Raw genomic sequence first — 20,064 nt, 5'->3', positions numbered from 1 at the left:
TTGGAGTATGGCACGTTAATTCGGTTCCGAAGGTAGTCCGAAATACCGGACTACCTGCGGTTTTTTCCACTTACAGCTGCAGGATCAAGCACTTCAGGGGCGGCTGTCCGTCCAGTGACGGGAAGTCGTCTGCCGGCTTGAGCACCTGCCATTCCCGCACCGGGCGGCCGATCTTCTGTGCGCAACGCAGCACCTGCTCGCGCCAGTCGTCGAGGCCGACCTTGGCCAGGTTGTTGCAGCAGATCAGCACGCCGCCTTCGGCCGTGCTCAGCAGGGCGGGCTTGAGCAGGCTCTGGTAATCACGCAGCAGGTCGACGGTGCCGAACGCGCTCTTGGCCCAGGCAGGCGGGTCGAGCAGTACCAGGTCGAACTCGCGCGGCTCCAGGCGCGGGTAGGCCGGCAGCTTGTGCCCGCGACGCTGGCTGACCGGCAGGCCTGCCAGCTGGCGAATGGCCGGAAAGTAGTCGGACTGGATGAACTCCATGGGCGCCAGTTGCGGGTTGAGTGCGCCGTTCTCGAGGCCAACGGCCAGGTTGCCTTCGGCGAAATCCAGGTTGCACACCGCGCTGGCACCTCCGGCGGCAGCGCTCAGGCCTACCCCGCAGGTATAGGCGAACAGGTTGAGCACGCGTTTGCCGGCACTGTGTTGCTTGACCCAGCCACGGGCATTGCGCAGGTCCAGAAACAGCAGCGGGTCCTGGCCGGCATGGCGACCGCGCACGCGGTAGTTCAGGCCCCACTCGTGACCGACCAGGTCGGCCAGCGCGGCCTCGCTGGGCTGGTAGACCGGGTCGCGCCGGTCGATGCGGCTGTTGCCCTGGGAGCGGTCGTTGTACACCAGCAGCAGTGGCAGGCCCAGTTCGCGTTCGATGTGCCCATGCAGGTCCAGCAGGGCATCGCGCTCGAGGGTGTGGTGAAAGCTCTGTACCAGCAACTGCGGGCCATAGCGGTCGACGGTCAGTCCGCCCGCGCCTTCCTGGCTGCCGTGGAACAGCCGGTAGCAGTCGGTGCCCTGGGCGTGCAGCTCACTGAGAAGCTGCTGGCGGGCGTCGAGGGCGGCGCGCAGCGCCTGATTCAAGGAGGACATGCACGTAGCCTTGGTTTGCGGGCGTGCAGTTTAACAGCAGGCGGGTGCCTTGCACCTGTTCAGGCGCAGCCCACTCGCCGTCTGGCCCGGTGCAGCGAACTGTCGCGCATGGCCCAGCGCAGCACCGGCGCCGTGCTGTCGATGCCCAGGCCTACCAGCCGCCGCTTGAGCGGGTGCGGCGTGCGTTTGAGCAGTTCGCCGGCCCAATCGGGCAGCAGGTTGATCCCAGCCTGCATCATCAGGTTGGCCACCGGTTTGGCCAGGCGGCTCGGCGCCGGGGCCTCCAGCAACACACGCACCACTTCGCGGCTGCGCTCGTCGCATACCAGTTGCGGGCGCATGGCTTGCAGGTAGTGCGCCACCGCCTGGCGCGAACGCGGCACGTTGCGAGCCCCCAGGCGTTCGGCCACCAGGGCGATCTCGGCGTAGTAGGCGTCCTGGTCGGCCAGCGAGAGGTGCGGGTTGCGGTAGCGCAGGTGCGCGGCCATGAAGCTGCTGACTTCGGCCACGTGCACCCAGGTCAGCAGGTCCGGGTCACTGGCGGCATACGGGCGGCCATCGGCCGCGGTCCCCACCACCTGCAGGTGAATGGTGCGTACCTTGTCGATCAGCCATTCGGCGTCGCGGGTGGAGCCGAAGGTGGTGCCGGAGATGAACTGGCTGGTGCGGCGCAGGCGGCCGATGATGTCCTGGCGAAAGCTGGAGTGGTCCCACACCCCGGCCAGGGCCAGCGGGTGCAGCACCTGCAGCAGCAAGGCGCTGATACCGCCGATGAGCATGCTGGGAAAATCCCCGTGCACCTGCCAGCTGATGCTGCGCGGACCGAACAGCCCGGGGTCGCCCTTGGGCTGTTCGAGGTCGAGTTGGCCCAGGGCCAGGCCCGTGAGGCTCAGCAACTGTGTTTCGATACGGCGGCGTAGCGCTTCCATGGATACCTTGAGGCACCGTCGCCGCGGTGCCGTTCATTGATTCAGGCGTTTGTCGATCAGGCCTTGGACCACGCTCGGGTCGGCCAGGGTCGAGGTGTCGCCCAGGTTGTCCAGCTCGTTGCAGGCGATCTTGCGCAGGATGCGGCGCATGATCTTGCCCGAGCGGGTCTTGGGCAGTGCTGGCGCCCACTGGATCAGCTCGGGTTTGGCAAAGCTGCCGATCTCCTTGCTGACCAGCGCCAGCAGCGCCTGCTTGAGGTGGTCGTCCGGGGTCACGCCGTTCATGGGCGTGACGAAGGCATAGATGCCCTGGCCCTTCAGGTCGTGAGGGTACCCGACCACGGCGGCTTCGGCGATGCTGTCGTGCAGCACCAGGGCACTTTCCACCTCGGCAGTGCCGATGCGGTGCCCGGACACGTTGATCACGTCGTCGATGCGCCCGGTTATCCACAGGTCGCCATCGGCATCGCGGCGCGCGCCGTCGCCGGTGAAGTAGTAGCCCGGCAGGGGTTTGAAGTAGGTGTCGATCATGCGCTGATGATCGCCGTATACGCTGCGGATCTGCCCCGGCCAACTGGCCTTGATCGCCAGCAGCCCGCTGCCGGGGCCCTCGATCAGCGCGCCCTTGTCGTCCAGCAGCACCGGCTGCACGCCGAACAGCGGACGGGTGGCGCAACCGGGCTTGATGTGGCGGGCGCTGACCAGCGGGCTGAGCATGATGCCGCCGGTCTCGGTCTGCCACCAGGTGTCGACGATCGGGCAGCGCTTCTCACCGACTTTCTCGAAGTACCATTCCCAGGCTTCCGGGTTGATCGGCTCGCCCACGCTGCCCAGCAGGCGCAGGCTCTTGCGCGAGGTACCGTCGAGCGGCGCCGAACCTTCGCGCATCAGTGCCCGCAGAGCGGTGGGGGCGGTATAGAAGATGTTCACCTGGTGCTTGTCGACCACCTGCCAGAAGCGCGAGGCATCGGGGTAGTTGGGCACGCCTTCGAACATCAGGGTGGTGGCGCCGTTGGCGAGCGGGCCGTAGACGATGTAGCTGTGGCCGGTTACCCAGCCGACATCGGCGGTGCACCAGAACACCTCGCCGTCGCGGTAGTCGAACACCACCTTGAAGGTCAGGGCGGCCTGCAGCAGGTAGCCGGCGGTGGTGTGCAGCACGCCCTTGGGCTTGCCGGTGCTGCCGGAGGTGTAGAGGATGAACAGCGGGTCTTCCGCATCCATCGGCTCGGGCGGGCAGTCGTCGCCCACCTGGCCGATTGCCTCGTGGTACCAGAGGTCGCGGGCTTCGTTCCAGTCCACCGGGCCGCCGGTGCGGCGTACCACCACCACGCTGCTGACGTCCGGGCAGCTTTGCAGGGCCTTGTCGACGTTGTTCTTCAGGCCAATGCTCCTGGCGCCGCGCACGCCTTCGTCGGCGGTAATCACCGTGCGGCAGTCGGCGTCGAGGATGCGATCGCGCAGGGCGTCGGGGGAAAAGCCGCCGAACACCACCGAGTGAATCGCGCCGATGCGGGTACAGGCCAGCATGGCGAAGGCAGCTTCGGGAATCATCGGCATGTAGATGCACACCCGGTCGCCCTTGTTCACCCCGCGCTGCTTGAGCACGTTGGCCAGGCGGCACACCTGCTGATGAACCTGGCGGTAGGTGAGGGTGGTGGACTGCTGCGGGTCGTCGCCTTCCCAGATGATCGCCGGCTGGTCGCCGCGCTGAGCCACGTAGCGGTCCAGGCAGTTGTAGCTGACGTTGAGCTTGGCATCCTTGAACCAGGTTGCCTGGCCCGTGCGCAGATCGCTCTGCTGAACAGCCGACCAGGGGCTGATCCAGTCCAGGCGCCTGGCTTGTTCGGCCCAGAAGGTGTCGGGATCGTCTACGGACTGGCGATACAGGCGCTGGTAGTCGGCCTGGGAGAGTTGTGCCGCCTTGCTGACGGCATCGGCTTCGGGGTAGTCGCTGATATCGAACATTGGGGGGCCCTTTCCTGTTGGATAGGTGTCGCTCCCATCGCGGGCCAAGCCCGCTCCCACGAGGTGTACATCGTACCTGTGGGAGCGGGCTTGGCCCGCGATGGGGATAACAACATCCCGACAGTGTAGCCCTTAGCCCCGGTGACGCCCGCGGAAGTAGTTGATCAGGCCCTGGGTCGAGGCATCTTCGGCCGGCTCTTCGATACCGCCGGTCAGGCGCTGGTACACGCCCTTGCCCAGTTCCTTGCCCAGCTCCACACCCCACTGGTCGAAGGCATTGATGCCCCACACCACGCTCTGCACGAACACCTTGTGCTCGTACATCGCCACCAGCGCGCCCAGGCGCCGCGGGCTGATACGCTCGACCACCAGGGTGTTGCTCGGACGGTTGCCCGGGATCACCTTGTGCGGCGCCAGGCGCTGCACCTCGGCTTCGGCCATGCCCTTGTCGCGCAGCTCGGCCTCGGCCTCGGCGCGGGTCTTGCCGAGCATCAACGCCTGGCTCTGGGACAGGCAGTTGGCGTACAGCCACTGGTGGTGGTCGGCCACCGGGTTGAAGCTCACCACCGGCACGATGAAGTCGGCCGGTATCAGTTGGGTGCCCTGGTGCAGCAACTGGTGATAGGCATGCTGGCCGTTGCAGCCCACGCCGCCCCAGATCACCGGCCCGGTGTCGTGGTCGACCGGGGTGCCGTCCTGGCGCACGCTCTTGCCGTTGGACTCCATGTCCAGTTGCTGCAGGTGCTTGGTGATGTTGCGCAGGTAATGGTCGTACGGCAGGATCGCGTGGCTCTGGGCGCCCCAGAAGTTGCCATACCACACGCCCAGCAAGGCCAGCAGCACCGGCATGTTCTGCTCGAACGGTGCGGTCTGGAAGTGCTGGTCCATGGTGTAGGCACCCGACAGCAGCTCCTTGAAGTTGGCGGTGCCGATGGCCAGGGCGATCGGCAGGCCGATGGCCGACCACAGCGAATAGCGTCCGCCTACCCAGTCCCACATCGGGAAGATGTTCTCTTCACGGATACCGAAGGCCACCGCAGCGGCCTTGTTGCTCGATACGGCGATGAAGTGCTTGTACAGCTCGGCTTCCGAACCACCCTGGGCCAGGTACCAGACCCGAGCCGCCTGGGCGTTCTTCAGGGTTTCCAGGGTATTGAAGGATTTGGACGACACGATGAACAGCGTGGTCTCGGCACGCAGCTTGGCCGACAGCTCGTGGAATTCGCTGCCGTCGATATTGGCCAGGTAGTGGCAGCGCACGCCGCGCTGGGCGTAGGGCAGCAGGGCCTCGGAGACCAGCTCCGGGCCGAGGAACGAGCCGCCGATGCCGATGTTGACCACGTCGGTGATCGGCTTTTCGCTGTAGCCGCGCCACAGGCCGTCGTGGATGCGCCCCACCAGCTCGGTGACCTGATTCAGCACCTTGTGCACGTCGGGCATGATGTTCACGCCATTGACGCTCAGCTTGTCGCCCACCGGGCGCCGCAGCGCGGTATGCAGGGCCGGGCGGCCTTCGGAGGCGTTGACGATTTCGCCGGCAAACAGCGACTTGATCGCGTCCTGCAGGCCCACTTCATTGGCCAGCCCCACCAGCAGGTCGCGGGTCTGGTGGTCGATGAGGTTTTTCGAATAGTCCAGAAACAGCCCGCAGCTGCTCAGGCTGAACTGCTCGAAGCGCTGCGGGTTGGCGTTGAACGCATCGCGCATGCTGAAGCCCTGCATGGCGCTGCGGTGTTGCTGGAGCGCCTGCCAGGCGGGCAGCGTAGTGACATCGTGGGGGGTGCGGTAGTACGCCATCGCTGCAGGTTTCCTTGGTACGTGAACTGCCTTTGACACTGGAAAGACGGGCCCGTTTCCAGTGTGGCAGGTTAATTGCCCGGCAGCCCGGCCGGGTGCGTTGTCACTGTTCGTCGAGGTTCAGGTGCAGGTTGTCGATCAGGCGCGTGGCGCCCAGTACCGCTGCCACCAGAATCACCAGGTCGCGGTCGTGCGCCGCTGCCGGGCGCAGGTTCAGCGCCTGACGGATTTCCAGGTAGTCGGGCTTGAAGCCGGCCTCCACCAGTTGTTGCCGACCTTCGGCGATCAGCACCTCGAAGTCACGGCGGCCCTGGCCGATTGCCTGGGCGATCCGGCTCAGGGTGCGGTAGATCGTGGGCGCAGTGGCACGTTGTGCGTCGGTCAGGTAACCGTTGCGCGACGACAGGGCCAGGCCGTCCTCGGCGCGCACGGTCGGCTCGCCGATGATCTGGATGGGCAGGTTGAGGTCGCGCACCAGCGCGCGGATCACCGCCAGTTGCTGGAAGTCCTTCTGGCCGAACACGGCCAGGTCGGGCTGGACCATGTTGAACAGCTTGCTGACCACCGTGGCAACACCCTCGAAGTGCCCAGGGCGGCTGGCGCCACACAGCCCTTCGGACAGGTGCGGCACGCTGACCAGGGTCTGGGCCGCCATGCCATCGGGGTACATTTCTTCGACGTTGGGGGTGAACAGCAGGTGGCAGCCGGCCTGCAGGAGTTTTTCCTGGTCGGCGGCGAGGGTGCGCGGGTACTTGTCGAGGTCTTCGTTGGCGCCGAACTGCAGCGGGTTGACGAAGATGCTCGCCACCACGAAATCGGCCCGCTGCGCGGCCTTGGTCACCAGCGCGGCATGCCCGCTGTGCAGGTTGCCCATGGTGGGCACGAAGCCGATGCGCTTGCCCTCGCTGCGTGCGCGGGCGACCGCAGCGCGCAGTTCAAGGATGGTCTTGACGGTATTCATGCGCTGAACCCATGTTCGGTGCCGGGGAAGGTCACGCCCTTGACGGCTTGCACGTAGGCACCGAAAGCACCGGCAATGTCGGGCTGGCCGAGCATGAAGTTCTTCACGAACTTGGGCACGCGGCCGCTGAGCGACAGGCCGAGCATGTCGTGCATCACCAGTACCTGGCCATCGGTGGCGCTGCCGGCACCGATGCCGATGACCGGAATGGTCACGGCCTGGGTGATTTCCGCCGCCAGCTCGCTGGGCACACATTCGAGCAGCAGCATGGCTGCGCCGGCCTGCTCCAGGGCGATGGCGTCGGCGCGCATCTGCCGTGCCTGGTTCTCCTGGCGGCCCTGGACCTTGTAGCCGCCCAGGATGTTCACGGTCTGCGGCGTGAGGCCCATGTGCGCACACACCGGCACGCCGCGTTCGGCCAGCAGGCGAATGGTCTCGGCCAGCCAGGCGGCGCCCTCGACCTTGACCATGTGCGCGCCGGCCTGCATCAGTGCGCCGGCATTGGCGAAGGCCTGCTCGGTGGTGGCGCAGGCCATGAAGGGCAGGTCGGCCAGAATCAGCGCACCCTGGTTGCCGCGCTTGACGCAGGCGGTGTGGTAGGCCATTTCGGCGTTGGTCACCGGCAAGGTGCTGTCATGGCCCTGCAGGACCATGCCCAGGGAGTCACCCACCAGCAATATTTCCACGCCGGCCTGACTCGCCACCTTGGCAAAGGTCGCGTCATAGCAGGTCAGCATGGTTATTTTCTCGCCCTTGGCCTTGAGGCCTTGCAGGGTGGTCAGGGTTACTTCTGGCATGAAAGGAATCCTCGTTCAGGCGCTGTGAAAAACGACTGCGTACAACGCGTGTATTCATCTACTGGAACAGCACATCATCGATTGTGGTGTTTGGAGTACAACCCTGTTCCAGGCCTATATACGCCTTATGCGGCGCCGGGGCGCTGCGGGACGCCTATAGTCGTGAGCACGAAGACTGAAGTCAATTACCCTGTTACCGCATTGTTACGAAGGCGCTGTTACGGGCGTTACCGCGTGGGGGAGCGCCCGGTTACAGGCGCTCGAGGCCAACGAATGGGCATTCTGCCAGCCATTGCGCGAGGGGGCGCTGGTCGGGCAGGCAGAAGTCGCCGGGCACCAGCTCTGCCAGGGGGTACAGCACGAACGGGCGTGCGTGCATGTGGTAGTGGGGAACCTTCAGGCGCGGCTCGTCGAGCACCTGATCGGCATACAGCAGGATATCCAGGTCCAGGGTGCGTGGGCCCCAGCGTTCCTTGCGTTCGCGGCCCTGGTCGGCCTCGATGGCCTGCAGGGCATCGAGCAGCGCCAGCGGCGCCAGCGAGGTATCGAGGGCCGCAACCGCGTTGGTGTAGCGCGGCTGGCCAGGCGACAGCGAGTCGCTGGCGTAGAACGACGACACACCGGCCAGTTGCGAACCCGGCAACCGGCCCAGCGCCTCGAGGGCGCTGCGCAGTTGCTGTTGCGGGTCGGCCAGGTTGCTGCCCAGGCCGATGTAGGCACGCACCATGCGGCGTTACTCGCCTGCGCCGTCGGCGCGCTTGCGCTTGCTCGGGCTGCGCTTGCGTTTGCGCGGGCCCGCGCCTGCGCCGTCGTCGCGGCTGCCCAGGTCACGGATCATGTCGCGGCGCTCGCTGTCGTTGCAGTCCTGGTAGTCGGTCCACCATTGGCCCAGGCCGTCGGTTTCCTCGCCCGCGCTCTCGCGCAGCAGCAGGAAGTCGTAGCCGGCGCGAAAACGCGGGTTGTCCAGCAGCAGGTCGGCACGTTTGCCGCTGCGCCGTGGCAGGCGCTCCTGCATGTCCCAGATCTCGCGGATCGGCATCGTGAAGCGCTTGGGGATCGCAATGCGCTGGCACTGTTCGGCGATCAGCTCGTGGGCGGCTTCCTGCAGGGCCGGGATCGGCGGCATGCCGCGGCTCTGCAGGCGCAGGGCACGCCCTGGCAGCGCCGGCCAGAGCATGGCGGCGAACAGGAAGGCCGGGGTGACCGGCTTGCCTTGCTTGATGCGCAGGTCGGTGTTGATCAGCGCCTGGCTGATCAGGGTGTGGGTGTAGGTCGGCTGGTCTTCCAGCGCCTGGGCACTGGCCGGGAACAGCGGGTCGAACAGTTGCAGGTCGACCAGCATCTCGAAGGTGTCGGCCGCATAGCCGGACAGGAACAGCTTCAGGGTTTCTTCGAACAGGCGTGCGGCAGGGATTTCGCGCAGCATCGGGGCCAGCTCGCGGATCGGCTGCACGGTGTGCTTTTCGATACCGAAGTTGAGCTTGGCCGCGAAGCGCACCGCCCGCAGCATGCGTACCGGGTCTTCCTGGTAGCGCTGCACAGGGTCGCCGATCAGGCGGATCAGGCGGTTGCGGATATCGTGCACGCCGTTGGCGTAATCGAGAATGCGCTCGCTGACCGGATCGTAGTACAGGGCATTAATGGTGAAGTCGCGGCGCTGCGCGTCTTCTTCCAGGGTGCCGTATACATTGTCACGCAGGATGCGCCCGCTCTCGTTGCGTGAAGAGGTGTGGCTGTTCTCTTCCTCGACCTCGGGATGGTTGGCGCGGAAGGTGGCGACTTCGATGATTTCGCGACCGAAATGGATATGCACCAGCTTGAACCGCCGGCCGATGATCCGGGCGTTGCGAAACTCTGCACGGACCTGTTCGGGGGTGGCACTGGTGGCGACGTCGAAGTCCTTGGGGGTAATGCCCAGGAGTTGATCGCGAACGCAACCGCCGACCAGGTAGGCCTGGTAGCCTGCGTTCTGCAGGCGCTCGACGATGTTCACCGCGTGGCGGCTGAACTGGCCACGTTGCAGTGAATGCTGGCCGCTATTGATCACTTCGGGCGTGGTGCGAATGTGGTGCTGGCCACGCACGGTAGGACGGAATGACTGGAACAACTTCTTCAGCATGGGATGCACTGTTTGAAGGAATGTTCGGCCAAAAACGAAGAATGGCCGCATGATGGGCGGGGATTCTAGCATTTACTCGAAGGATGGTGTAGGCGGGTGCATCGGGCGGGCTGAAAGCCGGAAACTACAAGGGGAGCCGAAGCTCCCCAAGAAGTAGTTGCATGCTCTTATTGTTCTTTTGCCGGGCTTCTTGTTTTTGTTGAGTGCCCTACCCACAAAACCGCAAGGCTTGTGGGTGTTCTCCCTAACCGGGAGTCAAGAGCAAACGGATTGCTTTGGTCGCTGAGGTTGCAGTGATCATGCGATCCAACCAGTTCAGGCCCTGCTTGAGTGCAGTTTTTGTTGTTCTCTGCCTGGTTGTGGGGCAAGCCCCAAATACAACTCCTCTCCAAAAGAATCAGTTAGCTGCGCCTCCGCCGTCTTGTTCTTATTGTGCGTGAGCCGATTCGTCTTATTTTTATTGTCTTTTGCAGTGCTTGTTATTGTTCTTGTACCGAACATATAGCAGGTGCCGTGCCAACTTTTGCAAACCCCAGTAAAACAAGGGGTTAGGCGGTTTTTGGGGCGTCTGGCGGGCATAAAAAAACCGGGGATTCGTTACCGTATGCCCCGGTTTCTGTTACGTGATCAGCGTGAGGTAACATTTTTTTCACACGCCCTGGTGTTACCTGCCGGTAACACCGGTGCGCGTGCTGGCTCAGCTTTCGCTGGTGGCCCCGCTCTTGCGCCGCGGGATACCCAGGCGCTGACGACGTTCCCACAGGCATTTGCGGCTGACACCGAGCTTGCGGGCCAGCTCGGTCTCGGTCATGTGGTCCTGGTGTTCGAGTACAAAGTGCTGGAAGTAGTCTTCCAGTGACAGGTCTTCGGTCGGTTCGTGGCTGGTGTTGCTGGCGGCGCCGCCGGCAGACGGCAGGCCGGCGAACACGTCATCGTCTTCCAGGTCGGCCAGCTCGATGTCGATGCCCAGCAGGTCGGCAGAGATTTCCGGGCTTTCGCACAGGATCACCGCGCGCTCCACAGCGTTTTCCAGCTCTCGCACGTTGCCCGGCCAGGAGTAATGACGAATGGCCTGTTCGGCGTCATGGGCGAACTTCAGGTCGTTGCGCCCGATGCGTGCGCTCTGGCGGGCGAGGAACGCATTGGCGATCTCGTTGACGTCGGCGCCACGCTCGCGCAGGGCGGGCAGCTTGAGGGCGATCACGTGCAGGCGATAGTAAAGGTCTTCGCGGAACTGGCCGACCTTGGCCAGGTTCTTCAGGTCGCGGTGGGTGGCGGCAATCAGGCGCACATCGACCTTTTGCGATTGCACCGAGCCCACCCGTCGGATCTCGCCTTCCTGCAGTACGCGCAGCAAGCGGGCCTGGGCTTCGAGCGGCAGTTCGCCGATCTCGTCGAGAAACAGCGTGCCCCCGTCGGCCGCTTCGACCAGGCCGGCACGGCCGGCGCTGGCGCCGGTGAACGCGCCCTTTTCGTGACCGAACAGCTCGGACTCGATCAGGCTTTCGGGAATCGCCGCGCAGTTGACCGAAATCATCGGCGCCTTGGCCCGGCGTGACAGGTTGTGCAGCGCGCGCGCCACCAGCTCCTTGCCGGTACCCGATTCACCCTGGATCAGTACATTGGAGTCGGTGGGCGCGACCTTGCGGATCTTGCCGTACAGGTCCTGCATCGGCGGGCACGAGCCGATGATGCCGATTTCGCCATTGGCATTGCCCGGCTTGTCCGCCGGGGCCGCCTTGGCGCCGGCGCTGCTGCGCTCGGCAGGGGCGGCGGGGGCGTTCTGGCGGTCGCGCAGGATGCGGGCGACGGCCTGGAGCATCTCGTCGTGATCGAAGGGCTTGGCGATGTAGTCCACTGCGCCCATCTTCATCGAGTCGACGGCCGAGCGCAGGCTGGCGTAGCTGGTCATGATCAGCACCGGCTTGCCTTCGCCCAGCTTGATCAGCTCGGTACCCGGTGCGCCGGGCAGGCGCAGGTCGCTGACAATCAGGTCGAAGCTCGGAATGCTGAAGCGTTCCTGGGCCTCCTGTACCGAGCCGGCTTCGCTGACCTGGTACTGGTTGCGTTCGAGCAGGCGACGCAAGGCCGAGCGGATGATGGTTTCGTCTTCGACGATCAGAATATGCGGCATTGATTCAATTCTCTCGACGGTCTCAGTTCACAGCGGACGTCGCTACGACATGACGCGGCAGGGTCACACGGATCCGGGTGCCACGCTGGCTTTGAGTATCGGCCGGGCTGTCGATGGTGATTTGTCCATAATGCTCTTCCACGATGGAATAGACCAGAGCGAGCCCCAGCCCGGTGCCTTCGCCCGGATCCTTGGTGGTGAAGAAGGGTTCGAACAGCCGGTCCATGATGCTCTTCGGAATGCCGCTGCCTTCGTCCTCGACGATCAGGTCGACGGTGTGCTCGCTGGCTTCGCTCTTGACCCGTACCGCCGTGCCGGCCGGCGATGCATCGCGGGCGTTGGACAGCAGGTTGATGAGTACCTGCGCCAGGCGCTGCGGATCGCCGTCGACCCAGTGCTCGGGGTCGCACAGGTTGAAGAACTGTACTTCGAAATTGCGCCGGTTCAAGGCCAGCAGACCGATGGCATCCTGCGCCACTTCGGCCAGGCACACCGGTTCGTCACTGTGCTGGTGGCTGCCGGCGTGGGCGAAGCTCATCAGCGACTGGACAATGCGCGAGATGCGTTTGGTCTGCTCCAGGATCTGGCTGCTCAGCTCGGTGATCTCGCCGTCGTCCTCGCGCTCTTCACGCAGGTTCTGCGCCAGGCAGGCGATGCCGGTGACCGGGTTGCCGATTTCGTGGGCGACCCCGGCGGCCAGGCGGCCGATGCTGGCCAGGCGCTCGGAGTGAACCAGCTTGTCTTCGAGCATCTGGGTTTCGGTGAGGTCTTCCACCAACAGCACCAGGCCGCTGTTGCCCGGTGCCAGGGGCTCGTCGATGGCGGCCTTGTGCAGGTTGAGCCAGCGGGTCTGCCCGTCCAGGCCCAGGCGCTGTTTGTGCAGGTGCTCGTCGGGCACGTTGATGAACCCCAGCAACAGGCCGCGCCAGGGTTCGCCGATGGTGGTCAGGCGCGAGCCGACCACACGCTTGGCGGGGATGCCGGTCAGTTCTTCCATGGCCCTGTTCCACATCAGGATCTCCTGATCCTTGGCCAGCGAGCAGACGCCCATGGGCAGCTCCTGCAGGGTCTGGCGGTGGTAGCGGCGCAGGGCATCGAGCTCGGCGGCCAGGCCGGTGAGGCGCGAGTGATAGTCTTCCAGGCGGCTCTCGATGAAATGGATGTCTTCGGTCACGTAGTTCTCGCTGCCCGACTTGTACGGCAGGAAGGTCTCGACCATGTCCTGTGCCACGCTGGGGCCCATCAGGCCCGACAGGTTGGCCTCGATGCGGTCGCGCAGACGTCGCAGGGCGTACGGGCGGCGTTCGTCGAAGGGCAGGTACAGGTCGCGCAGGGCTTGCTCGACTTCTTTCTGCGCGGCCTTGGCGCCCAGCGGCTTGGCCAGCTGGGTGGCGAATTCCTGCGGCGAGGCGGCGTGCAGTTCGCGCCGTTGCGGACGGCGCACGTTATCCACGGCGCAGGCCTCGGCGGCGGCGACTTCCTCGGCGCTGGCGTTGCTGAACAGCGAGATCAGGGTGAACAGCAGCACGTTGGCCGCCAGCGAGGCGATCGCCGCCATGTGCCAGCTGGTGTCGTCGAGCACATAGATCATGTTCAGCAGCGGAATGTAGAAGCCCTGCAGGTTGCCCACCAGCGGCAGCAGCATGGTCACCATCCACACCAGGATCCCCGCCAGCAGGCCGGCGATGAAGCCGCGCCGGTTGGCGGTGGGCCAGTACAGCACCGACAGCACGCCTGGCAGGAACTGCAGGGTGGCAACGAAGGCGACGATGCCCAGGTTGGCCAGGTCCTGCTGGGCGCCGAGCAGCAGATAGAAGCCGAAACCGGCGGCGATGATCGCCACGATCAGCGCGCGGCGCGTCCACTTCAGCCAGCGATAGATGTTGCCTTCGGCCGGCGGCTGGTACAGCGGCAGCACCAGGTGGTTCAGCGCCATGCCCGACAGCGCCAGCGTAGTGACGATGATCAGCCCGCTGGCAGCGGATAGCCCGCCGATGTAGGCCAGTAGCGCCAGGGCCTGATTGTTGGCGGCGATGCCCAGGCCCAGGGTGAAGTATTCCGGGCTGGTGCTGGCGCCCAGCTTGAGCCCGGCCCACAGGATCAGCGGTACCGCCAGGCTCATCAGCAGCAGGAACAGCGGCAGGCCCCAGCTGGCGCTGACCAGCGAGCGCGGGTTGAGGTTCTCGGTAAAGGCCATGTGGTACATGTGCGGCATCACGATGGCCGAGGCGAAGAACACCAGCAGCAGGGTGCGCCACGGGCCTTCCTGCAAGGGTGTGTGCAGCGCGGCGAGGGCGGTCTGGTTCTGCAGCAGCCACACCTCCAGCTCGTGCGGGCCGCCGAACACCCCGTACAGCGCATACAGGCCGATGCCGCCCAACGCCAGCAGCTTGACCACCGACTCGAAGGCGATGGCGAACACCAACCCCTCGTGTTTCTCGCGAGTGGCGATATGGCGTGAGCCAAAGAAGATGGTGAACAGCGTGATCATGGCGCAGAAGGCTAGGGCCACGCGACTCTTGACCGGCTCGCCGGTGAGGATGCTGATGGAGTCGGCCACGGCCTGGATCTGCAGGGCCAGCAGCGGCAGCACGCCGATCAGCATGAAGATCGTGGTGAGGGCGCCGGCCCAGGTACTGCGAAAGCGAAACGCGATGAGGTCGGCCAGCGACGAGAGCTGGTAGGTGCGGGTGATCTTCAGGATCGGATAGAGCAGCACCGGGGCGAGCAGGAATGCACCGGATACTCCCAGGTAGCAGGCCAGGAAACCGTAGCCGTACTGGTAGGCCAGGCCGACTGTACCGTAGAAGGCCCATGCGCTGGCGTACACGCCCAGCGACAGGGTGTAGGTCAGTGGGTGGCGGATGATCGAGCGCGGGATCATGCCGCGCTCGCTGATCCAGGCCACGCCGAACAGCACCAGCAGGTAGGCGGCGCTGATCAGGATCATCTGGGTCAGGCTAAAGCTCATCGGCATCACGTTGGCTCTGCAGGATAAAGGTCACGACGATCAGGATCAGCCACAGCAGGTAGGGGCGATACCAGGCGCCGGTGGGTTCGATCCACCAGTCCATGATGGCCGGGGAGAACAGGTAGATCCCCACTACCAGAAGCAGGACCAAGCGATAGATGTACATGCGGGCCTCGTTGGCTGTGGACGCTGCGTGCCTGGGCTTATTATTGGCGCAAATCGGCGTCGATGGTAACGGAAGGGCCGGTGCCTGCAAACGACCTTCGCCAGAATGCCCAACGAATTGAATTTGTTGGGCTTTGTGCAAGCTGTTCCGGCCTCTTCGCTGCCCAGGTTGTGCATTGGCCTCGAGGGCAACGGTGCACCGATGGGCGCTGGCCTGCCAGCGAACGGCTCAGCGCCTGTGTCAGCAGTGGGCACCGATCAATGAAGGTCGGCTTCGGGCACGCTCAGGCGCCGGGGCAGGGCGTCGGTATTCCAGTGCTGGGCGGCGTGCGCGAGTACCTCGCTCGGCGTACCCAGCGCCATGCCCGCCTCGACCGGTTGGCCGAGCGCACGCAAGGCCCGCAACAGCAAGGGTGTGGCCTGGTCCGCCGGCAACGGTGCCGAGCGATACGACTTGCCCAGCTTGTGCCCGTCGGGCTGGGTGATCAGCGGCACATGCAGGTAGCGCGGCTGCGACAGGCCCAGCAGCTCCTGCAGGTACAGCTGGCGCGGGGTGTTGTCGAGCAGGTCGGCACCGCGCACGATATCGGTCACGCCTTGCCAGGCATCGTCCAGCACCACTGCCAGCTGGTAAGCGTACAGGCCATCGCGGCGCCGGATCACGAAGTCGCCCACCTCGCGTCCCAGGTGCTGCTCGAAGCGGCCCTGCAGACGATCGGTGAAGTGATAGCTCAGCTCGGGCACGCGCAGGCGAATGGCCGCGTCCTCCTGGGCGTGGCCCAGGTTGCGACACAGGCCCGGATAGATACCGTTGTACCCTTCCAGCTGCTTGCGCGAACAGGTACAGGCGTACGCCAGGCCCTCCTGGAACAGGCGCTGCACCACGGCGGCATAGGCGTCGTGACGCTGGCTCTGGTACACCACTGCGCCGTCCCAGTGCAGGCCGTAGTTTTCCAGGGTGTGCAGGATGGCGGCCTGGGCGCCGGGGGCTTCGCGCGGCGGGTCGATGTCTTCCATGCGCAGCAGCCATTGCCCGCCCACCGCGCGTGCGTCCAGCCACGAGGCGAGGGCGGCGACCAGCGAGCCGAAATGCAGAAAACCACTGGGGGTGGGGGCGAAGCGCCCGATGTAGCGCGGGGTGTTCATCACAGGCGGGTAGATCCGACAGCCATAAATGAAACGGGGCGCCTTGAGCGCCCCGTTCTGTTCAGGTCAGGCCTTGCCGACCTGTTTTTCCTTGATTTCCGCAAGGTTCTTGCAGTCGAAGCACTTGTCGGCGGTAGGGCGGGCCTCCAGGCGGCGCACACCGATTTCAACACCGCAGTCTTCGCACCAGCCGTAGTCCTTGTCCTGGATCAGTTGCAGCGTCTTGTCGATCTTCTTGATCAACTTGCGCTCGCGGTCACGATTGCGCAGTTCCAGCGCAAACTCTTCTTCCTGGCTGGCACGGTCTGCCGGGTCGGCAAAGTTGGCTGCCTCTTCCTTCATGTGGTCTACAGTCCGATCCACTTCCTTCATCAGGTCCTGCTTCCACTTGTTCAGGATGGAGACAAAGTGGGCCCGCATGTCATCGCTCATGTACTCCTCACCCTTACCAGCTTCATAGGGGGTGAAGTCGCCAACGGCTTGAACGGTTTGTTTCTTTTCTTGGGTGGACATGAATAGACCGCCTCTCACTCTTCTAATCCATTGCGCAGGCTTCTCCATCTCCGGCGCCCGCCGGCCCTGCGACTGCGAGCCGCCGAACTTACCAGATCGAATCGGGGCGCGCTACTCCCGGTTGTCTCCCCGGTTGACCACGGCTTTACCCACACGTTCGTTCCCATGCATGGGTAGAATCATCATTTTAGACCCATTTGAGAGAAGGCCATGGCCCAGCCCTACAGTGCGCGCAGTCGCGCCATCGAACCCTTTCATGTCATGGCGCTGCTGGCGCGGGCCAACGAACTGCAGGCAGCCGGGCATGACGTGATCCACCTGGAGATCGGCGAGCCGGACTTCACCACTGCCGCGCCCATCGTCGAAGCCGGCCAGGCTGCCCTGGCCGCAGGCCACACGCGCTACACCGCGGCACGCGGCCTGCCTGCGCTGCGCGAGGCGATTGCCGGGTTCTATGCCCAGCGTTACGGGGTGAACATCGACCCGCAGCGCATCCTGATCACCCCGGGCGGCTCGGGCGCATTGCTGCTGGCGGCCAGCCTGCTGGTCGACCCAGGCAAGCACTGGCTGCTGGCCGACCCGGGCTACCCGTGCAACCGGCACTTTCTGCGCCTGGTCGAGGGCGGTGCGCAACTGGTGCCGGTCGGCCCCGAGGCCAACTACCAGCTCAATGCCGACCTGGTCGAGCGTTACTGGGACAACGAGACCGTCGGTGCACTGGTGGCCTCGCCCGCCAACCCCACCGGCACGGTGCTCGACCGCGAGCAACTGGCCAGCCTGTCGCAGGCCACCCGTGCGCACAATGGCCACCTGGTGGTCGACGAGATCTACCACGGCCTGACCTACGGCATCGACGCCCCCAGCGTGCTGGAAGTCGATGACGACGCCTTCGTGCTGAATAGTTTCTCAAAATATTTCGGCATGACCGGCTGGCGCCTCGGCTGGCTGGTAGCGCCGCCTGCAGCGGTCGCCGACCTGGAGAAGCTGGCGCAAAACCTCTACATCAGTGCGCCGAGCATGGCCCAACATGCTGCGCTGGCCTGTTTCGAACCGCGCACGCTGGCGATTTTCGAGGAGCGTCGCGCCGAGTTCGCGCGGCGTCGCGACTTCCTGTTGCCGGCCCTGCGCGAGCTGGGCTTCGGTATCGCGGTGGAACCGCAAGGGGCGTTCTACCTGTACGCCGATATCAGCGCGTTCGGCGGTGATGCCTTCGCGTTCTGTCAGTACTTCCTCGAAACCGAGCACGTAGCCTTCACCCCGGGCCTGGACTTCGGTCGTCACCAGGCCGGGCACCATGTGCGGTTTGCCTACACCCAGAGCCTGCCGCGCCTGCAGCAGGCGGTCGAGCGGATCGCCCGCGGTTTGCGGAGTTGGCAAGGCTGATGCGTTTTTTCCCCGAACTTGAGCAGGCGCGCCTGCTGCGGCGCTACAAGCGTTTTCTGGCCGACATCGAACTGGCCAACGGCGAACAGATGACCATCCACTGCCCCAACACCGGGTCGATGCTCAACTGCATGCTGGAGGGCGGCAAGGTCTGGTTCAGTCGTTCCAGCGACCCCAAGCGCAAATTGCCGGGCACCTGGGAAATCGCCGAGACCCCGCAAGGCCGGCTGGCCTGTGTGAACACCGGGCGGGCCAATGCCATCGTCGAAGAGGCGCTGCACGCCGGGCGCATCACCGAGCTGGCCGGCTTCACGGCGCTCCGGCGGGAGGTGGCCTATGGCGAGGAACGTAGCCGCATCGATTTTCGCCTGGAGTACCCCACAGGGCCGGCCTATGTCGAGGTCAAGAGCGTGACCCTGGGCTTCGACGGCTCGCGGGTGGCGGCGTTTCCCGACGCGGTGACCCAACGTGGCGCCAAGCACCTGCGCGAACTGTCGGCACTGGTGCGCCAGGGCGTACGGGCGGTGCAACTGTATTGCGTGAACCTGAGCGGCATCGATGCGGTGCGCCCGGCCGAGGAAATCGACAGCGCCTATGCCGCGGCCTTGCGTGCAGCGGCAGCCGAAGGTGTCGAGGTGCTGGCCTACGGCGTGCACTTGGACGGCGAGCAGATCAGCATCGACCGCGCATTGCCGGTGATGCTCACGTCGTAATGAGCCAGATGCCCTGGCTGTCTTCCCGGCAGTCCAGGGCCTGCAATGCATCCCCGGTACAGGGGCCGGCCACGCATTCACCGGACTCCGGCACGAACAGTGCGCCGTGATGAACGCAGGCGATCAGTTGGGCGCTGGGGTCCAGGAATTGGTCTGCCTCCCAGTTCAGGCTGATGCCACGATGAGGGCAGCGGTTGCGGTACAGGTAGACGCGGCCCTGGCGACGTACGCCGAACAGGTCGATGCCTGCGGCCTTGAAGCCACGGCTTTGGCCCTCGCCCAGATCGGACGGGCGGCAAAGAAGGTGCATGGGTAGGTTCACTTGAAGAAACGAGAGTCGGCTTGACGTCCAAATGCAAATAATTATCAAATTGCCCGCAATGGCCGTGCCCGGCGTCTTTATACCGCGAGTACGGGCACTGCCCAACCGTTATCCATCTGGACAACGGTCCGCCTTCATCTAAGGAAGCCTTGCTATGCGCCGACGTGCCAGCCTGATCGCCCTGTGTATCGGGCTTGTTTTCAACTCGGCGGCCCAGGCCGAACCCCTGGCCGCCCGCTGGGTCAGTGCCGGCGGTGCGCTGAGCGAGTGGGTGGTGGCGCTGGGCGGCGAGTCGCGGCTGGTGGGCGTCGACACCACCAGCCAGCACCCGGCGAGCCTCAAGGCGCTGCCCAGCATCGGCTACCAGCGTCAGCTGTCGGCCGAAGGGGTGCTCAGCTTGCGCCCGGACCTGCTGGTGGGCACCGAGGAAATGGGCCCGCCAGAGGTGCTCAAGCAGCTCCGGGGGGCCGGGGTGAAGGTGGAGTTGTTTTCGAGCACGCCCGAGCTGCAGGCCGTGCATGGCAACCTCCGGCAATTGGGCCGCCTGATGGGCGACGAGGCGCAGGCAGAGCGCCTGTTCGGCGAGTACCGGCAGCAGCTTGACGGGCTGGCGGCACGAATCAAGGCAGTGCAGGGCAGTCAGGCGGCCCCGGGCGTGATTCTGCTGGTGGGGCATGGCGGTGCCAAGCCGATGATCGCGGGCAAGGGGACCGCAGGCGACTGGATGATTCGCCAGGCCGGCGGGCGCAACCTGGCCGACAATGACGGCTACAAGAACTTCTCGGTCGAGGCGCTGGCGGCGCTGAACCCCCAGGTGCTGGTGTTTGCCGATCGCAGCCTGTCGGGCGAGGCGGCGCTGCAGGCCCTGCTCAAGGAAAACCCGGCGCTGGCGGCCTCTCGCGCAGCACGGGACAAGCGTCTGGTCGAACTTGACCCGACCTTGCTGGTGGGCGGCCTCGGGCCGCGTCAGCCGGCCAGCCTGCAAGCGCTGGCGCAAGCCTTCTACCCGGCGGCCAAGGCGCAACTGGCCCCATGAATCGACTGGTACCACCGCGTGCT

General features: G+C 65.1%; 17 protein-coding genes. 3 read left to right on the top strand and 14 right to left on the bottom strand.

The window, feature by feature from the left end:
- Window positions 1-70: 70 nt before the first annotated feature.
- From DN387_RS15405 to dksA, 13 genes are all read right to left on the bottom strand, one after another.
- The gene (locus DN387_RS15405) at window positions 71-1,087 is read right to left on the bottom strand and encodes a class I SAM-dependent rRNA methyltransferase (RefSeq protein ID WP_054916538.1); all 1,017 of its coding nucleotides are present in this window, start codon (window positions 1,085-1,087) and stop codon (window positions 71-73) included.
- A 59-nt stretch (window positions 1,088-1,146) separates the two neighbouring features.
- Entirely contained in the window at window positions 1,147-2,016 is an 870-nt protein-coding gene (locus tag DN387_RS15400; protein ID WP_054916537.1) for an oxygenase MpaB family protein, read from the bottom strand.
- 33 nt (window positions 2,017-2,049) lie between these two features.
- Window positions 2,050-3,984: an acetate--CoA ligase gene (gene acs / locus DN387_RS15395; protein WP_054916536.1), complete on the bottom strand. Its 1,935-nt coding sequence runs from the start codon at window positions 3,982-3,984 to the stop codon at window positions 2,050-2,052.
- A 132-nt stretch (window positions 3,985-4,116) separates the two neighbouring features.
- Window positions 4,117-5,781 (bottom strand): glucose-6-phosphate isomerase, encoded by a 1,665-nt coding sequence (gene pgi / locus DN387_RS15390; protein ID WP_054916535.1) that lies wholly within the window; start codon window positions 5,779-5,781, stop codon window positions 4,117-4,119.
- A gap of 103 nt (window positions 5,782-5,884) precedes the next feature.
- Entirely contained in the window at window positions 5,885-6,742 is an 858-nt protein-coding gene (gene panC, locus DN387_RS15385; RefSeq protein WP_054916534.1) for a pantoate--beta-alanine ligase, read from the bottom strand.
- The gene (gene panB, locus DN387_RS15380) at window positions 6,739-7,539 is read right to left on the bottom strand and encodes a 3-methyl-2-oxobutanoate hydroxymethyltransferase (protein WP_043863808.1); all 801 of its coding nucleotides are present in this window, start codon (window positions 7,537-7,539) and stop codon (window positions 6,739-6,741) included. Before panB ends, panC begins: the two co-directional genes overlap by 4 nt.
- A 250-nt stretch (window positions 7,540-7,789) precedes the next feature.
- The gene (gene folK, locus DN387_RS15375) at window positions 7,790-8,266 is read right to left on the bottom strand and encodes a 2-amino-4-hydroxy-6-hydroxymethyldihydropteridine diphosphokinase (RefSeq protein WP_043863807.1); all 477 of its coding nucleotides are present in this window, start codon (window positions 8,264-8,266) and stop codon (window positions 7,790-7,792) included.
- Window positions 8,267-8,272: 6 nt separating this feature from the next.
- Window positions 8,273-9,658 carry a polynucleotide adenylyltransferase PcnB gene (locus DN387_RS15370; RefSeq protein WP_043863806.1) on the bottom strand — a complete coding sequence of 462 codons (1,386 nt, stop codon included), beginning with the start codon at window positions 9,656-9,658 and terminating at the stop codon, window positions 8,273-8,275.
- A gap of 697 nt (window positions 9,659-10,355) precedes the next feature.
- Entirely contained in the window at window positions 10,356-11,792 is a 1,437-nt protein-coding gene (locus DN387_RS15365) for a sigma-54 dependent transcriptional regulator (RefSeq protein WP_043863805.1), read from the bottom strand.
- Window positions 11,793-11,814: 22 nt separating this feature from the next.
- On the bottom strand, window positions 11,815-14,769 hold the full coding sequence (locus tag DN387_RS15360) for a sensor histidine kinase (RefSeq protein WP_162484883.1): 2,955 nt from the start codon (window positions 14,767-14,769) through the stop codon (window positions 11,815-11,817).
- Window positions 14,753-14,929 carry a hypothetical protein gene (locus DN387_RS15355; protein ID WP_003250005.1) on the bottom strand — a complete coding sequence of 59 codons (177 nt, stop codon included), beginning with the start codon at window positions 14,927-14,929 and terminating at the stop codon, window positions 14,753-14,755. The genes DN387_RS15360 and DN387_RS15355 overlap by 17 nt, the downstream gene beginning before the upstream one ends.
- 257 nt (window positions 14,930-15,186) lie before the next feature.
- Window positions 15,187-16,074, bottom strand: coding sequence for a tRNA glutamyl-Q(34) synthetase GluQRS (gluQRS, locus tag DN387_RS15350; protein WP_054916533.1), 888 nt, complete (start codon window positions 16,072-16,074; stop codon window positions 15,187-15,189).
- 66 nt (window positions 16,075-16,140) lie between these two features.
- A complete protein-coding gene (gene dksA / locus DN387_RS15345; RefSeq protein WP_043863802.1) occupies window positions 16,141-16,587 on the bottom strand; it encodes an RNA polymerase-binding protein DksA in 447 nt (148 codons plus the stop codon).
- 210 nt (window positions 16,588-16,797) lie between these two features.
- Between dksA and DN387_RS15340 the strand changes: the two genes are divergently transcribed.
- Window positions 16,798-17,970: a pyridoxal phosphate-dependent aminotransferase gene (locus DN387_RS15340; protein ID WP_054916532.1), complete on the top strand. Its 1,173-nt coding sequence runs from the start codon at window positions 16,798-16,800 to the stop codon at window positions 17,968-17,970.
- Window positions 17,970-18,683, top strand: a complete 714-nt coding sequence (sfsA, locus tag DN387_RS15335; protein ID WP_054916531.1) for a DNA/RNA nuclease SfsA — start codon at window positions 17,970-17,972, stop codon at window positions 18,681-18,683. Before DN387_RS15340 ends, sfsA begins: the two co-directional genes overlap by 1 nt.
- Here sfsA and DN387_RS15330 read toward each other — a convergent pair.
- Window positions 18,673-18,993 carry a Rieske (2Fe-2S) protein gene (locus tag DN387_RS15330; protein ID WP_054916530.1) on the bottom strand — a complete coding sequence of 107 codons (321 nt, stop codon included), beginning with the start codon at window positions 18,991-18,993 and terminating at the stop codon, window positions 18,673-18,675. The two genes, sfsA and DN387_RS15330, sit on opposite strands and share 11 nt — an antisense overlap.
- Window positions 18,994-19,159: 166 nt before the next feature.
- On the opposite strand from DN387_RS15330, the gene DN387_RS15325 reads away from it, so the two are divergent.
- Window positions 19,160-20,041 (top strand): hemin ABC transporter substrate-binding protein, encoded by an 882-nt coding sequence (locus tag DN387_RS15325; protein ID WP_054916529.1) that lies wholly within the window; start codon window positions 19,160-19,162, stop codon window positions 20,039-20,041.
- Window positions 20,042-20,064: the final 23 nt, after the last annotated feature.

The sequence above is a fragment of the Pseudomonas sp. FBF18 genome (assembly GCF_024261405.1).
Classification (GTDB): domain Bacteria; phylum Pseudomonadota; class Gammaproteobacteria; order Pseudomonadales; family Pseudomonadaceae; genus Aquipseudomonas; species Aquipseudomonas palmensis.
The sequence above is the reverse complement of the archived record's forward strand: the minus strand, read 5'-3'. Positions and strand labels throughout refer to the sequence as shown.

Coding starts and splice junctions, on each gene's coding strand:
- DN387_RS15405 (WP_054916538.1), bottom strand. CDS start 1,087: ATGTCCTCCTTGAATCAGGCGCTGCGCGCCGCCCTCGACGCCCGCCAG.
- DN387_RS15400 (WP_054916537.1), bottom strand. CDS start 2,016: ATGGAAGCGCTACGCCGCCGTATCGAAACACAGTTGCTGAGCCTCACG.
- acs (WP_054916536.1), bottom strand. CDS start 3,984: ATGTTCGATATCAGCGACTACCCCGAAGCCGATGCCGTCAGCAAGGCG.
- pgi (WP_054916535.1), bottom strand. CDS start 5,781: ATGGCGTACTACCGCACCCCCCACGATGTCACTACGCTGCCCGCCTGG.
- panC (WP_054916534.1), bottom strand. CDS start 6,742: ATGAATACCGTCAAGACCATCCTTGAACTGCGCGCTGCGGTCGCCCGC.
- panB (WP_043863808.1), bottom strand. CDS start 7,539: ATGCCAGAAGTAACCCTGACCACCCTGCAAGGCCTCAAGGCCAAGGGC.
- folK (WP_043863807.1), bottom strand. CDS start 8,266: ATGGTGCGTGCCTACATCGGCCTGGGCAGCAACCTGGCCGACCCGCAA.
- DN387_RS15370 (WP_043863806.1), bottom strand. CDS start 9,658: ATGCTGAAGAAGTTGTTCCAGTCATTCCGTCCTACCGTGCGTGGCCAG.
- DN387_RS15365 (WP_043863805.1), bottom strand. CDS start 11,792: ATGCCGCATATTCTGATCGTCGAAGACGAAACCATCATCCGCTCGGCC.
- DN387_RS15360 (WP_162484883.1), bottom strand. CDS start 14,769: ATGCCGATGAGCTTTAGCCTGACCCAGATGATCCTGATCAGCGCCGCC.
- DN387_RS15355 (WP_003250005.1), bottom strand. CDS start 14,929: ATGTACATCTATCGCTTGGTCCTGCTTCTGGTAGTGGGGATCTACCTG.
- gluQRS (WP_054916533.1), bottom strand. CDS start 16,074: ATGAACACCCCGCGCTACATCGGGCGCTTCGCCCCCACCCCCAGTGGT.
- dksA (WP_043863802.1), bottom strand. CDS start 16,587: ATGTCCACCCAAGAAAAGAAACAAACCGTTCAAGCCGTTGGCGACTTC.
- DN387_RS15340 (WP_054916532.1), top strand. CDS start 16,798: ATGGCCCAGCCCTACAGTGCGCGCAGTCGCGCCATCGAACCCTTTCAT.
- sfsA (WP_054916531.1), top strand. CDS start 17,970: ATGCGTTTTTTCCCCGAACTTGAGCAGGCGCGCCTGCTGCGGCGCTAC.
- DN387_RS15330 (WP_054916530.1), bottom strand. CDS start 18,993: ATGCACCTTCTTTGCCGCCCGTCCGATCTGGGCGAGGGCCAAAGCCGT.
- DN387_RS15325 (WP_054916529.1), top strand. CDS start 19,160: ATGCGCCGACGTGCCAGCCTGATCGCCCTGTGTATCGGGCTTGTTTTC.